Source organism: Candidatus Bathyarchaeia archaeon (genome assembly GCA_035283685.1).
Lineage (GTDB): Archaea > Thermoproteota > Bathyarchaeia > Bathyarchaeales > Bathyarchaeaceae > DATETJ01.
In genome coordinates, this window is sequence record DATETJ010000002.1 from 97,673 (window position 1) to 111,675 (window position 14,003).

A 14,003-nucleotide genomic window follows, 5' to 3' on the forward strand; every position below is an offset into this window, starting at 1 on the left:
CCTAGGACAGCACAAACAGTCTACGTTTGGTGTTCAACTGCAACTGCAACTGTCCAAGTCCACGGCGCTAAGTCGCAACATTCTGGGTGATGATGTCACTGGGAACAGTCTGACGACGACGCCCACACACCCACAGCCTCAACGTGGTAGAAGAAGGCATAAGGGGCTTCTCTCCTTCTTCTTTTGAAATCTCTTTTCCCGCAGCGGCTGTCAGCATAGCCCCTTATGTTAAGTGGACTCGGCAGCGGAACAAAAAATCATCCAGCGTTGTCCCCAGTCAAAGTACCTCGATTTCCTCATCGTCCACTGAGTAACTATACCAGCGAAAACTAAAAGCATTGCTACGCTGTCTCGGAAGCCTGAAGCTCAACCGCCATAAAATCCTCAGCCACATCAGTAGCCGGAAAAACCTTCCGCGCCTCCCTCAACATAGCCTGCACATCCCTGTACCGAGCACTCACATGCGTCAAAATCAACCGCTTAACCCCAGCCTTCCTCGCTATTTCAGCAGCCTGCGACGGCGTCGAATGCCCATCCCGCCTCGCCCTCACAGCCAATTCATCCAACAACGTAGCCTCATGAACCAGCAAATCAGCACCCCTAGCCAACTTCACCAAACTCCTCGCAGGCCGTGTATCACCAGAATACGCTATCTTCAAACCCGGTCTCACAGGTCCCACAACCTGCCCAGGCTTCACAACCCGCCCACTAAGGCTCGTCACGCTTTTACCATGCTGCAACTCTGACCACAACGAGCCTTCAGGCACACACAAAGCCTTCGCTTTCTTGGGATCAAAACGTCCCAAACGCGGCTTCTCAACCAGCGCGTAACCAAAACTGGGAATCACATGAGCAGTGCGCACAGCCTCAACATAATACTCCTCCCCATCACAGACTATGCCGCCCTCACTTAACTCATGAATCTCCAATGGAAACGTCAACACAAACTGCACTGTCTCCCTAATCGCTTCAACAAACGCCCGCAAGCCCACAGGACCATAAACCCAAAGCTTCAACCGCCTATCCAACAACGACATCGACTGCAATAGCCCAGGCAAACCCAACACGTGATCCCCGTGCATGTGCGACACGAAAACCCTCATACTCCGATGAAAGCCTACACGCGCACGGATCATCTGCCGCTGCACACCCTCACCGCAATCGAACATGAAAACCTCATTCTTTCGCCGCACAACCACGCTGGGCAGGGCTCTCGCATCAGTGGGAATACTCGCTGCCGTACCCAAAAAAACCACTCGCACACTCACAGCGCCACTACACACGCTCCAACACAGCCACTTCACGAGTCAAACTCCGATGCACGTACATATAATGCGATTCCACCACCTTAAAACCCGAACCCCCAGCCAGCATAGCGATCCGAACACCCTTCGGAAAAGCAATACACACGCGTCTGCCACACGCCACACAATCCTTAGCCACACGCAGAAAATCAGCCACAATATCACTGACCTCACGACCCAAAGTCTTAGCAGACCTGCCATACGGAGGATCAGTCACAATACAATCAACAGCCCGAATAGGGGGACACCGCGCATCAGCACGCAACACACCCTCAGGCTCAACACCATAACGCCTGAGATTACGCAAACTACCCCAAACCATACGCCACTGCACATCAAAACCCACAACCCTGCACCCAATCAACCCAGCCTCAATGAGCATACTCGCTGTACCACAAAACGGATCCAAAACCACATCCCCCGCCCTAGGCTGAGCCAAATTAACCATACACCGCGCCAACTTCGCAGGCATCGCCGACGGATGAAAAAACGGACGCCTACGAGGACCCCTCTCCACAAAAGCCTTCGGAACAACCCCCGCAAGCTTACGCCCCAGAACAAAAAAATCACCCGTCAACACACCAAAAAACGTGACATCAGGTCGCTTCAAACTGACTCTAACGCCTTCAACTCTGTCCAAAACCACAGCCCCAATCTCACGCTCCAATTCAACGCTGTCAACATCGGGCGCACTTTCACCGATCCTTCTCAACCTCACGACAAAACTCTCACCCTTTTTGACGAACTTTTCGAACAAAGCCAAGCGACTCTGCCGCATTATCTCCTCAGTCTCAGCCTTCGCGTGGAAAATCTCGCTACAACACACGCGGGTCAGCGCAGCTCTACGAACAACAGCCCCAATGCAGCCAACTGCAGCTTCAACTAGAACAACCTGCCTAAGCTGTCCCACAACACTGTACCTGTGTCTCTCACTCTCCAAAATCGCCTTCAACTCAGAAACGGGCAGAGTAGCATGCTCACCAGACAACAGAAAAAACAGCTTAGCCACAGACCCGGCAACTCACTTCTTCAAAGCCTCAACAATCAACGGAGCAACAGAAACCTTACTCACTTTACTGGGCACAGTGTCCGTTCCGATTACTTCATCAGCGCCAGCCTTCAGAATTTTCTCCCTAACCTCATCAGACAGCAACGGATGCACACATGCCGCGTAAACCCTTTCAGCGCCCAGCTCCTTGACCCAAGCCACAGTCTTAGTCATCGTGCCCCCGCTACTAATAATGTCATCAAAAACAACCACGGTCTTGCCCTTCACCGCCAACGGCTTCTTCTCAATAGTCACGTTGCCAGTAACCACATCACGCTGAGTTGGAACATAATCATAGTTGCCCCCAAGCACTTTGCCAGCCTCAGCCGCAGTGTCAAGTCCCTTCTTACCCATAGACAAAGCAAAAGCCCCACCAAACCCCAGCTTCCTAAAATGCTCAGCAAGCAGACCAATCGCCGACAAATCTTCAACAGGCACAGCCAACGTCTGCAAAATAGCCGGATTATGCGAATTCACCGTCAAAACCCGACCCACACCACACGTATGCAGCAAACTCACAATCGTCTTTACGCTGAAGCATTCACCAGACCGGAACCGCTTATCCTGCCTCGCATAGGCAAAGTAAGGCACAACAGCTGTAATCGACCGGGCACCCAAATCCTTCACAGTATCAGCAAGCAGAAACAACTGAACCAAATTCTCGTTCTGAGGCGGACCCGTAGTCTGCACAACCACGGCATCTTCATCTTTAACATCACCCTCAAGCCTGATACGCGACTCCCCATCAGGAAACCGCTTAAACTCAACAGAAACCACCCTCGCCTTCAACTCCCCAGCTACGAGCTTGCCTAACTGCAGCGACGCTGGACCAGGAACCACAACCACCACTGTCTTTCACTTCCGATTTTTGGACCAACAACTAGGAACGTATGGGACATCTATTTTGTTATAACTTTCCCTTCGCCTTGAACTCATCAATAAGCTCTTTAGCTCTGTCCAACCTGATCTTGCGCTCTGAGATCATACGCTCCACAATCAAGTCGATCAACTCGCCCGTAGCTCCAGCCGCAATAGCCATGTTTCTAGCATGCAGCGACATGTGCCCCCGCTGAATACCCTCACTCGCCAAAGCGCGCAACGCACCCAAATTCTGAGCCAAACCAACCGCAGCCAAAACCTCACCAAACTCAGCAGCCGACTTAACACCCAAAATCTTCAAAGCAATCTTAGCAATCGGATGAACCCGCGTCGCACCGCCAACAATGCCCACAGCCATAGGCAACTGAATCGCACCCACCAAATCGCCATGCTCATTCTTCTCCCAAACAGAAAGCGGACGATAACCACCCAAATGCGCGGCGTAAGCGTGTGCACCAGCCTCCACAGCCCTATGATCATTACACGTTGCAACTACGACGCCTATTATACCGTTCAGAATTCCCTTGTTATGCGTAGCACAACGATAAGGATCAGCAGCAGCAAACGCATACGCTTCAATAATGCCATCAACCACTTCCTCACCGCCAAGCGCCGTCTTAGGCACAGTACACCACGCCCGAGCCAAACGCTTAGTAGCCAAATTCGAAATAATCCGCAAGTAGACTCTTCCGTGCGTAATTCTCTCGATAAGCGGCGCCACAGCCTCAGCCATAGTGTTCACAGCGTTAGCACCCATCACATCTCGACAGTCCACATGCAACTCCGTGATAACCATCGGCCCCGTTTGAGCATTGATCACCTTAACCTCCAAGTCTTTTGCGCCACCACCAACAGAAACCAGCATCGGATCCTGCTCATTCGCCTTCTTCAAAATCTCCTCCTTAGCCGCATAAATCGCCATCTTAGCCCGATGCGGATCCCTAATCCCAACCGCCTGAACCTGCCCAATCATAACCTGCGCCGTGCTATTCGTGAAAAAGCCGCCGCCCTCCCGCACCATCTTCGCCGCATAGCCAGCAGCAGCCACAACCGACGGCTCCTCAATAGCCATCGGAATCAAATAATCACGCTTGTTAATCAGAAAATTAACAGCAATGCCCAACGGCACAGGAAACGCGCCAATCACGTTCTCTATCATCCTGTTGGCCAAGTCCATGTCTAATGAACCCGTAGACTGAAGCAGACTAACCTCTTCATCAGTTAACTCAGCGAACTCTCTCACAAGCCGCAGCCTGTCTTTTGGACTCAGCTTGTAAAAGCCAGGCATCTGCGACGTTTTTTCCTTCATTTTCCCAACTCCTTGCACGCCTCGGACCTCTCTACTGAACCCCTCAATCTCGTAATAACTTTAACTACATTCCACGAGCTTGGGGCATATGTTTTTCTACGATTATTCCTATAAGAAACTTTAACAATTAACTACACCATCTATCCCTAAAGGGAGCTTAAGAATGGGCAAGAACATCGTTGTACTCGGCAGCGGAGTCGGAGGACTAATCGCAGCGAATCGCCTTAAGAAAAAGCTAGGCAAAAAACACCAAGTCTTCCTCATCGACCGAAAAACGCAATACGAATTCACCCCATCATTCTTATGGGTTCCCTTTGGGTGGCGGAAACCAAGCCAAATAATGAAAGATCTCAGCGGGCTCAGCAGAAAAGGCATCGGCTACATGAATGCTGAAGTTACCAAAATCGATCCTGAAAACCGCGAGGTTAAGACTTCAGCCAAGGACGTAAACTACGACTACCTCATCGTGTCTTTGGGCGCAGATTTAGTTCCAGAGGCTGTGCCCGGATTCGTAGATGCTGCCGTAAATCTCTACGATCTGAACCATTTGACGCAGTTAAGGGACACCCTGACTCGGCTTTCACATGGATCCTTGACTGTTCTCATATCTAGCACGCCTTTCAGATGCCCCGCCGCACCCTACGAAGCCGCGCTTCTAGTTGACGCTTTTCTACGCAAGAAAGGAATTCGCAAAGACATAGGCATTCAAGTCTATACACCAGAGCCTTTCCCCATGCCAGTCGCCGGGCAAGCGGTCGGAGATGCCGTGAAAAGAATCCTTGAACAAAGAGACATTAAATTCTATCCAACAATGAAAGCTATCTCGATAGACGCAAAAAAGAAGCAGATAACCTTTGATAAAGGCGAACAAGTCGGATTCGACCTCTTGATGGGAGTCCCAGTTCACAAAAGTGCAGCGGTGGTCAGAGAAGCAAAGGAACTATCCGACCAGTCCGGATGGGTGCCTGTTGACAAGGGGACGATGAGGACACGTTACGATGATGTTTTCGCGATAGGTGATGTAACAGCTATTAAGCTTCCCTCAGGAATGATGCTGCCCAAAGCAGGTGTCTTCGCCCACTACCAAGCTGAAGTGGTGACACACAACATTGTTGCTGATATTCAAGGTGGTTCGAAAACCGAGTTTGACGGAAGAGGCTACTGCTTCTTAGAAACTGGCCACGGTAAGGCAGGGTTTGCCAGCGGCAACTTCTACTCAGCTCCGACGACAACCGTGAAGTTGCGCAGTCCAAGTCGCATCTGGCATTGGGGTAAGATTCTGTTCGAGAAATATTGGATGTGGCGCTGGTTCTAACCCGCTTCCTCGACAGCGACTCTCCTTATCAACTCGGGCAGAGTGAAAGGGAGCCCGAACAAACTTAGATTCTCTTTGATGTGGGCAGGATTCCTCAGCACGGATTTTATTCCTTTCACGTGTGCGGCTCCAACCAAGGCCAAAACGCGTGGAGCTACTCCATTTCTCAAGCCTTCAGTCGCTACCCATGCTAGCCTTGCCGCCATGAGCGTGTCTCGTTCATGCAACAGAACGCGCCAATGAGAAGAGTTCGCGGGCAACCTACGCATTCTTTGCCAGAATTCGTTTCGCGACATGTCGATTAGCCAAATGTTGGTGTCTCTGTTCTCCAAGGTTTCAACGGCGCCGATGAATTCGCATTTTCGATTGCAGCTGTGGTTTTGCGGACACGCCGCGCAGTCGCTGTTCAGGACGTCATAACGTTTCACGTCAAGCTCGATGGCTAAGTCCGTGGGCTTAAGTTGAGCCACGGCGTCGTAGGCATCGTTTAGACTGCGTTTTGAAAAATGGACAGTTCCCAAGAGGTGAGTGAACTAAGTGTAGTCTATGTTGTAGATTTCTGTTTGCATGAGGTCAGGTGCAACTCTTTCTGACTGCTACTCGATCTTAATGATTTCTTTTTCTCGCTCTGTCTGTGATTGTTTTTTCTTTGGTATCGTTACTTCAAGGACTCCGTTCTTGTAGTTCGCCTTTGTCTTAGTAGCTTCGACGTCTGGTGTTGGCAAGTCGATCGTCTTGTGGAAATTCTTTGCTTTGATCTCCGCTTTACCTTCTGAAACATTGAACTTGATGTCGTCTTTCTCCACTCCAGGCAGCTCTATGTACAGTTTGATGTTGTCTTCGTCTTGGAAAACGTCTGTTAAGGGTTCCCGCGCTTCCTGAGGAATCTCTTTAGGCAGAGTAAGAGACTTTTGTTTTGGCTTATTGCCAAATTCGAAGCGTCCTCGGGCCACGTAGCCTTTCACACCTGGCTCTTCGATTGGTTTGATGTCCCATTCGCCTTCAAGTTTGCCGCTTTTGATGTCTTCTTCGATGTCTTCCATTTCTCTGAACATTCTTTTGGCGAATCTCTGGTATATCTTATCCACGTCGTCGAATATGTCCTGAAAATCGTCTGACATTTCTCCTTTTTCACCTCCTATAACTCTTCCATGGCTTTGAACACTCGTCTCAAAGCTAGACTGAGCAACAGAAACCCTGCAGCGCCCGACTCAGAAGCATGGTATTTGCCGTCTTCCGATTTGACCAACAGACCGCTCTCCTGCAGTTTGCGCGTGCTCTCCCACACGGTTTTCGGGTTTAAGCCAAGGTCTCGCATGAATTCGCCGAAGCCAAGTGTCATGTCGTCTTCTTCCAAGAGTCGCGTCATCATTTTCAGGCGGGTTCCATGTGATAGAGCGTCGAATAGTTTGGAGAATTTGTCGAGTTCTGTTTCAGAGAATGCCAGCTCCCTTTCCAAGCCCTGTTTGGTCCACTCCTCCATCGAGAGGGGCATTTCAAACAGGACTTCGCCGTTCTTCTTGAGTAGGAGCTTGAGTTTCAATGATGTCAGCCTTCATGAAAGGGGTCTTATTACTAATTGGTAATTATCAATTATCAATTGCCAAAAGGTAATATATAAGCCTTCTGCACCAAAACATCAAAACGTAAATATCACAAGAGACTAGTCGTTTCAGTGTTTGACAAAGAGGTCTTGCCCAGCCATGACTTTGCCAAGTTTCCCGAAAGAGCCACTTCACGAAGCCATGCTGTACTCGCCTCTCCCAGACAAAAAAGTACGCTGCTTCCTCTGCGCCAGAGTGTGCACAATCCCAGACGATGGACTAGGCTTCTGTCAAGTCAGAAAGAACATGGGCGGCAAACTCTACGCGCTAGCATACGGCAAAGCCTGCTCAGTAGGCGTTGACCCAATCACAAAAAAGCCTCTGGCCCATTTTCATCCCGGCGCTTCAGTCTTATCCATTGCCGTGGGCGGCTGCAATTTTCGCTGCCAGTTCTGCGACAACTGGATGATAAGCCAAGAAAAAATAGGGGGCAACGATTTTCCGCCTGAGGATGTGGTGAAAGCCACTAGAGAAAACAACTGCCAGGGCATTAGCTATACGTATACTGAACCTACGATCTTCATGGAATACGCTTTCGACACAGCTAAACTCGCCCGCCAAGTAGGTTTCTTCAACACCTTTGTTACAAACGGTTACATGACACGCGAAGCTGTGCACACGATAGCGCCCTACTTAGATGCAGCTACAGTCGATTTTAAAGGTGGAGCTGACCAGGAGTTCTACAGGAAATTTTCAGCCGTGCCCTCGGTTGAGCCCATCTTCGCAACTTTGTTGGAGATGAAACGCCACGACATCCATGTGGAAATCACCAACCTTGTGGTGCCTAAGACCGGTGATTCATTGGAACGTATTCGTGAACTCGCCGCGTGGATAAGAGACAAAATGGGCAAAGACACGGTATTTCACATACTACGTTTTCACCCGGACTACAAGATGACTGACCTGGCATCTACACCAATAGAGACACTTGAAAAAGCATGCAAAGTCTCGCGTGAGGCTGGACTAAACTACGTTTACATCGGCAACGTTCCAGGACACCCATATGAAAACACGTATTGCCCAAACTGCCACGAACTAGTTGTCAAGAGGTATAGTTTTGAGATAGTAAGATGGAATCTCAACAAGGACATGCGTTGCCCCACATGCGGCCACGGCATAGCCATCAAAGGACGATTTGAACCCACAGGCGCGTCACATCCTTACTCGATAATCTAATGTTGCCATGCCCAACAACGTGCCCACTTCAGACATTGTGGCTGCCTTATTCTGTAGAAGCTTCGCGATGATTTCTCCCAGAGTCTAGGCTTTTTTTGGTTGTGGCAAAGCGATGATTCGAAGTTAATGTTATATTTGTGATTCCACTTTTCGCTTATTTGTAGGATGAAAAATCATGTACAACCAAATTCTAGTGGCAATTGACGGCTCTGAGCATTCTCGTAAAGCATTACGCCATGCGATTGAATTGGCTCAAAGGCTCGGCAGCAAGATCACATTAATCTACGTTTACTCTGCTGTAGTACCATTTGCACCAGTTGGTGACGCGTTTTCAGCTCCCACAGTGACCACCCCGGTCTCCTCAACCATAGCAACCAGAATCACCGAAGACGCAAAGAAACTGGGCGCCAAGATCCTTGACGAGGCAGAACAGACTGTTAAGGAAAACAACGTCATTGTTGAGAAACTGCTCATGGAAGGAGACACGGTGAAGGAAATCGTGGCTGAAGCTGCCAAAGGGGGATATGACCTCATCGTGCTTGGTCATCGGGGCATGAGCAAAATAAGCGAGATTCTCCTAGGATCAGTCAGCGAAGGGGTAAGCCATAAAGCTCGTTGCCCTGTGTTGATTGTGAAATAGATAGGCTTCAATGCTCAACAATAAACTTAAATATCTCTCAATGCTAGTCAATATTGACCAACGATGATAATCACACTTGCGATAAAGGCAGATGACTTCAAACTAACTCAGATGCTGGACAAATTCGCCAATCAATACAAGGTCAGCTACACCCTAACTCGGCAGAACGAGCATTTCGTTCTAAGAGTCAGAACCAGCGACTTGGGCGAGTTGATCAGGCGGTTAAGCCACATTAAAGGCGCAACCTACAAGATTCAAGAAATGTACGACACTCATCGATTTTCAGACATGATAAATGTGAACCTAACAAAGACCAACATAGATGCTTTGGTTGGCAGAACTACGGTGGCGCACACGGATATAGACCCGATAGATGGTGGTTTGGTCAAGATTGTGGGCGAGCTCTGGTTCTGTCGGCCAAGGCAAGACCGAATAATAAAAAAGGATTCCACTGTACATATCGTTGGTGTAGAAGGGGTTAGTTTGATTGTGGAAGAGGTGAAATGACAAGATGTATGAGGAAATTATCCTTGCAGCGGCTATAATCATCCTTGTAGTGGTCGTTCTCTTCAGCATGGGCATGAAACGTGTTAACCAGTATGAGCGCGGAATAGTCGAACGATGGAATGCCTACGAGAGGACAGTTGAACCAGGTCTCAGGTACATCGTTCCGTTTGTTAATAGGATCTTTCGAGTTAACATGCGTGAACAAGTGATTGACGTTCCACCTCAGGAAATCATCACTGAAGACAACGTGGTTGTAACCATTGACGCTGTTGTTTATTATCAGATCACTGACCCTGTGAAGGCTCTGTACGAAATTGAGGATTTCGAACTCGCGATAGTCAAGTTGGCGCAGACAACACTTCGAAACATAGTCGGCGAAATGTCCCTTGACGCCTGTCTGACTTCACGTGAGAAAATCAACATCGAATTGCGCAAAGTGTTGGACGAGGCAACAGATAAGTGGGGCACCAAAGTTAATCGCATTGAAGTGCAGCGTATTGATCCGCCCGCCGACATTCAAACTGCTATGCACAAGCAGAAAACAGCGGAGCAAGAACGAAGACAGATACGCTTGTTGGCAACTGGACGGAAAGAGGCGGCGATGCAAGACCGAGAAGGAACCATACTTAAGGCGCAAGGAGACGCCAAAGCCATTGAATTAGTTGCCAGCGCTCAAGCGGAAGCTGTTAAAGTTGTGGCTCAAGCAGCGAACCAGTACTTCCTTGAAAATGCACAGTTGAACAAGAAGCTTGACGTTATCAGAGATACCTTTGCTCAGCAGACTAAGATAATCGTGCCTTCAACATCTGACATACTCACAGTGCTGGGTCTTGAAGGCGGCCCAGCGGTGTTGCCCATCAAGCGAGGAAGCCAAAGCAGTGGGTCTGAGGGAACCAAGCCGTGATCGTAACGATATTGTGGCTGGTCTTCATTGGCGTACTGGTTTGGATTCTTCTCCTATTTGTGGCAGCTTGGATTGGCTCGCCTAAGACATATACTCTGCAGAAGGAAGTTGACCTGCGTCTGACCTACAAGCGATACTTGCACATTTATCCAAGCGCCAGAATTAGCTATCCAGAATACAAGAGGTTGCAGGTGGAGAGAGCCTTCAGGAAGGCAGTGAGCTCAACCAAAATCAAGCGCATGGTAAGGTAAGGTGGAGCCGGAGAAAACTGGTTTAAATGAATGGCTTCGCCTACATTTAATCAGCAGAGAGAGACGAATTTAGAGATGTTCGGCGCTTGGAGACCCGATGCCCTAGCCGTGTTGAACAATGAGAAAGCTAGGCATAGCATGCCCAGATACTTCAGCGTCATGCAAGACGAAAAGCCAGCCAAGTTCATGATAGCCAGAAGACTCTCGGCAGACTTCACGCAGGAAAACACGCCTGAGCAACTCTGGACTCAGCACGATGAGCTGACTGACGAGTTCTGCGCCTTGGAGAAACAGGTGGACTCTGGACACAAGAGCCTGGAACAGCTTGACTCACCAGAGAAATCATATTTTGACCTGAAAGCTGAAATCGCAAAGCGCGTCATGGAAAAATGCTATCTATGCACAAGGCGATGCGGCTTCAACCGCGTTGCAGGCGAGTTGGGGCTCTGGTGCAAGAGCGGCACACAAATCACGGTTTCCACTATGTTTGAGCACATGGGCGAGGAGCCTGAGCTGGTGCCTTCCGGGACTGTTTTCACCATGGGCTGTACAATGCGCTGCAAACACTGTCAAAACTGGAGTATTTCTCAATGGTTTGAGGAAGGCGAAGTTTACACGCCTAAACGGTTGGCTCACAGCGTTGAAAGTCTTAGGCAGAAGGGTTGTCGAAACGTCAATCTTGTGGGCGGTGAGCCTACATCGTGGTTGGAGCAGTGGCTGGAAACCTTCAAGCATGTTGGGATCAACGTGCCAGTGGTTTGGAACTCCAACTCCTACTATAGTGAGGAAACCGCTAAGCTGCTGGTTGGTTTTGCCGACGTTTATCTGTTGGATTTCAAGTACGGTAATAATGAGTGTGCGACACGTATTTCAGAGGCTCCCGAGTACTGGGAAGCCTGCACTCGAAACCACTTATACGCTAAGAAATATGGTGAGCTGCTGATTCGTGTCCTAGTTCTGCCGGGGCACCTTGAATGCTGCACTAAACCCATCTTGAACTGGATAGCGCAAAACCTTGGCAGCGGTGTGCGCACCAACGTAATGTTTCAGTATAGACCTGAGTGGAAAGCCCATGAGATTCCTGAGCTGAGGCGGAGGCTTACACGAAACGAGATGGAGCGAGCTATTCAACTAGCCAAAGACGCAGGGCTCACCAATTTCATAACATGAGGAAAATAGAGGCGACTCTTTGGTTAAGAGAGCTGCATTTGTCGTTCTGCTGGTATTTGCGCTTGCGGTGGCCATCTCTAACCCAGGAACGGTGTTAGCTCAACCCAAGACATGGATAGTGGACGATGACGATCCAGCGGACTTTCAAAGAATACAAGATGCGCTAAATGCGGCAAGCTCTGGCGACACAGTTGCCGTAAAAGCTGGAACGTACAGGGAGACGCTGCTTGTGAACAAGGCAGTTTCCATTATTGGAGAAAACAAGGAAACCACTGTTGTGGATGGAGGCGGTGTAGGGTCTGTCGTCGAAATAAGGACAAGCAACGTTGTTCTGACCAATTTTACAGTGAGTAACGCGGGCAGGACATGGGGACCACCGCCAGGACTGGGCGCTCCAGATAGTTGCATACTCGTAGACAGCGTTTCTGACGTTCTTATTGCAAATAGCATTCTCACCGATGCCGCAGTGATTGTGTGGATTGCTCAGTCATCCTTTGTTAATGTCAGCGACAACGTTGTCTTAAGCGGAGTTTATGGTGGCATAATTGGTTACGCGTCTTCAGGTCTTTCATTAACCCGCAACCTTGTGGACAACGGTGGGCTGATGGGAATGCACTTGGACGGTTACAGCAACGACAACACAATAGCGGAGAACACGGTCATGAATAATGTGGAGGGCTTGGAACTGGAATCAGGCTCCGCAAGAAATTGGATTGAAGACAATATCTTCACAAACAATAACGTAAGCGTAGTCCTTAACAAGTGTGGCAGATTCAACGTCTTTCGACGAAACACTTTGCTCAATAGTCTGTACAATCTGGTGGTCGTTGGCTACACTCTTGAGAGTTTCTTGCAGGACATTGATTCATCAAACCTTGTGGATGGGAAGCCAGTTTACTATTTGACTAACCTCCACGGTCAGGTCGTCAGTCCGACAAGCTATCCGGATGCAGGTTATCTTGCGATCGTGAATGGCACAGATGTCACGGTTAGAGACTTCAGCTTTGTGAGCAATGGTGACGGTGTGTTACTGGCATACGCTAGGGACTGCACTTTAGTTAACATGACAGTTAGGGGAAACCGAGGACCATTGTTATGGGGAGGGCTTACTTTCTACAGCTCTGGTTACAACAGGCTGATCTACAGCTATGTTGGCAACAATAGTCTTGCCTTGTCCTTTTATCGCTCCGATTGGAATGAACTGTACGAAAACTACTTCGTTGACAACGAAAGGCAAGTGCTTTTTGACTTCCTCAGTCCTTTCTCGAATGAGTCATCGGGATATTTCTCAAGAAACACGTGGGACAAAGGATTCAGGGGCAATTATTGGAGCGACTACATCGGCACTGATGAGAACAAAGACGACATTGGAGATACGCTTTATGTCGTAGGCGTTAACAACGTGGATCATTATCCGCTTATGGTTCAGTGGCCTGTCATAGACATAGCGCCACCAGACATTTTCATAATATCTCCTAGCGAACTCCAATACCCAAGCTATACAATTGACTCGACATCAATAACTGTTATTTGGGAAGGCTGGGATGATGTCTCCGGCATAATACGATACGAAGTTAGACTCGACGGCGGCGAATGGACTCAGGCGGATGCAAACACAAGTATCACTTTCGCAGGGCTGAGGGATGGGCTCCACACAATAGACATTAGAGCTTTTGACGCCGCAGGAAACATTAGACAGGAATCTTTCGAGTTTCGCGTGAACACTGTGACTAGCCTATTTCTTTCCTATGTTCTCCAGGTGGTCATCGTGGTAGTCGTTATCGCCGTGGTTATAGCGGCTTTGTATTTCATTGGGAAGAGATATCTGCCTAGACCAAGGCTGAGAAAGACCGAGCGCAGATTAGTGCGCTGAAATCTGTGGCATCTGCAGCTTGT

Annotated in this window: 15 protein-coding genes; 8 read left to right on the top strand and 7 right to left on the bottom strand. The window is 49.1% G+C overall.

What is annotated here, in order from left to right; genetic code table 11:
- Positions 1-341: 341 nt before the first annotated feature.
- The 4 genes from rnz to VJ249_00570 form a co-directional block, all read right to left on the bottom strand.
- Positions 342-1,262, bottom strand: a complete 921-nt coding sequence (gene rnz / locus VJ249_00555; protein HKZ93058.1) for a ribonuclease Z — start codon at positions 1,260-1,262, stop codon at positions 342-344.
- Between the two features lie 13 nt (positions 1,263-1,275).
- Complete coding sequence (locus VJ249_00560) at positions 1,276-2,292, bottom strand: THUMP domain-containing protein (GenBank protein ID HKZ93059.1); 1,017 nt, start codon at positions 2,290-2,292, stop codon at positions 1,276-1,278.
- Positions 2,293-2,325: 33 nt separating this feature from the next.
- Complete coding sequence (gene prs / locus VJ249_00565; GenBank protein HKZ93060.1) at positions 2,326-3,198, bottom strand: ribose-phosphate diphosphokinase; 873 nt, start codon at positions 3,196-3,198, stop codon at positions 2,326-2,328.
- Between the two features lie 61 nt (positions 3,199-3,259).
- On the bottom strand, positions 3,260-4,540 hold the full coding sequence (locus tag VJ249_00570; protein HKZ93061.1) for a hydroxymethylglutaryl-CoA reductase, degradative: 1,281 nt from the start codon (positions 4,538-4,540) through the stop codon (positions 3,260-3,262).
- Positions 4,541-4,703: 163 nt separating this feature from the next.
- On the opposite strand from VJ249_00570, the gene VJ249_00575 reads away from it, so the two are divergent.
- Complete coding sequence (locus VJ249_00575; GenBank protein HKZ93062.1) at positions 4,704-5,855, top strand: FAD/NAD(P)-binding oxidoreductase; 1,152 nt, start codon at positions 4,704-4,706, stop codon at positions 5,853-5,855.
- On the opposite strand, the gene VJ249_00580 is transcribed toward VJ249_00575, so the two are convergent.
- The 3 genes from VJ249_00580 to VJ249_00590 all read right to left on the bottom strand — a co-directional run bounded on the left by VJ249_00580 (position 5,852) and on the right by VJ249_00590 (position 7,398).
- On the bottom strand, positions 5,852-6,376 hold the full coding sequence (locus tag VJ249_00580; GenBank protein HKZ93063.1) for a hypothetical protein: 525 nt from the start codon (positions 6,374-6,376) through the stop codon (positions 5,852-5,854). The two genes, VJ249_00575 and VJ249_00580, sit on opposite strands and share 4 nt — an antisense overlap.
- A gap of 75 nt (positions 6,377-6,451) precedes the next feature.
- Positions 6,452-6,976 carry an Hsp20/alpha crystallin family protein gene (locus tag VJ249_00585; GenBank protein ID HKZ93064.1) on the bottom strand — a complete coding sequence of 175 codons (525 nt, stop codon included), beginning with the start codon at positions 6,974-6,976 and terminating at the stop codon, positions 6,452-6,454.
- 17 nt (positions 6,977-6,993) lie between these two features.
- Positions 6,994-7,398, bottom strand: a complete 405-nt coding sequence (locus VJ249_00590) for a winged helix-turn-helix domain-containing protein (GenBank protein HKZ93065.1) — start codon at positions 7,396-7,398, stop codon at positions 6,994-6,996.
- Positions 7,399-7,558: 160 nt separating this feature from the next.
- Between VJ249_00590 and amrS the strand changes: the two genes are divergently transcribed.
- The 7 genes from amrS to VJ249_00625 all read left to right on the top strand — a co-directional run bounded on the left by amrS (position 7,559) and on the right by VJ249_00625 (position 13,980).
- Entirely contained in the window at positions 7,559-8,635 is a 1,077-nt protein-coding gene (gene amrS, locus VJ249_00595) for an AmmeMemoRadiSam system radical SAM enzyme (protein HKZ93066.1), read from the top strand.
- Positions 8,636-8,810: 175 nt separating this feature from the next.
- Positions 8,811-9,275, top strand: a complete 465-nt coding sequence (locus VJ249_00600) for a universal stress protein (GenBank protein HKZ93067.1) — start codon at positions 8,811-8,813, stop codon at positions 9,273-9,275.
- A 63-nt stretch (positions 9,276-9,338) separates the two neighbouring features.
- The gene (locus VJ249_00605) at positions 9,339-9,782 is read left to right on the top strand and encodes an NfeD family protein (GenBank protein ID HKZ93068.1); all 444 of its coding nucleotides are present in this window, start codon (positions 9,339-9,341) and stop codon (positions 9,780-9,782) included.
- 4 nt (positions 9,783-9,786) lie between these two features.
- Positions 9,787-10,686 (top strand): stomatin-like protein, encoded by a 900-nt coding sequence (locus VJ249_00610; protein HKZ93069.1) that lies wholly within the window; start codon positions 9,787-9,789, stop codon positions 10,684-10,686.
- Positions 10,683-10,937 carry a hypothetical protein gene (locus VJ249_00615; GenBank protein HKZ93070.1) on the top strand — a complete coding sequence of 85 codons (255 nt, stop codon included), beginning with the start codon at positions 10,683-10,685 and terminating at the stop codon, positions 10,935-10,937. The genes VJ249_00610 and VJ249_00615 overlap by 4 nt, the downstream gene beginning before the upstream one ends.
- 30 nt (positions 10,938-10,967) lie before the next feature.
- Positions 10,968-12,107, top strand: a complete 1,140-nt coding sequence (locus VJ249_00620) for a radical SAM protein (protein ID HKZ93071.1) — start codon at positions 10,968-10,970, stop codon at positions 12,105-12,107.
- A 19-nt stretch (positions 12,108-12,126) separates the two neighbouring features.
- Positions 12,127-13,980: a right-handed parallel beta-helix repeat-containing protein gene (locus VJ249_00625; protein HKZ93072.1), complete on the top strand. Its 1,854-nt coding sequence runs from the start codon at positions 12,127-12,129 to the stop codon at positions 13,978-13,980.
- Positions 13,981-14,003: the final 23 nt, after the last annotated feature.

Bases quoted from the DNA above. Each gene is read 5' to 3' on its own strand.
- VJ249_00570 (HKZ93061.1), bottom strand. From the start codon at position 4,540: ATGAAGGAAAAAACGTCGCAGATGCCTGGCTTTTACAAGCTGAGTCCA.
- VJ249_00575 (HKZ93062.1), top strand. From the start codon at position 4,704: ATGGGCAAGAACATCGTTGTACTCGGCAGCGGAGTCGGAGGACTAATC.
- VJ249_00585 (HKZ93064.1), bottom strand. From the start codon at position 6,976: ATGTCAGACGATTTTCAGGACATATTCGACGACGTGGATAAGATATAC.
- amrS (HKZ93066.1), top strand. From the start codon at position 7,559: ATGACTTTGCCAAGTTTCCCGAAAGAGCCACTTCACGAAGCCATGCTG.
- VJ249_00600 (HKZ93067.1), top strand. From the start codon at position 8,811: ATGTACAACCAAATTCTAGTGGCAATTGACGGCTCTGAGCATTCTCGT.
- VJ249_00605 (HKZ93068.1), top strand. From the start codon at position 9,339: ATGATAATCACACTTGCGATAAAGGCAGATGACTTCAAACTAACTCAG.
- VJ249_00610 (HKZ93069.1), top strand. From the start codon at position 9,787: ATGTATGAGGAAATTATCCTTGCAGCGGCTATAATCATCCTTGTAGTG.
- VJ249_00620 (HKZ93071.1), top strand. From the start codon at position 10,968: ATGGCTTCGCCTACATTTAATCAGCAGAGAGAGACGAATTTAGAGATG.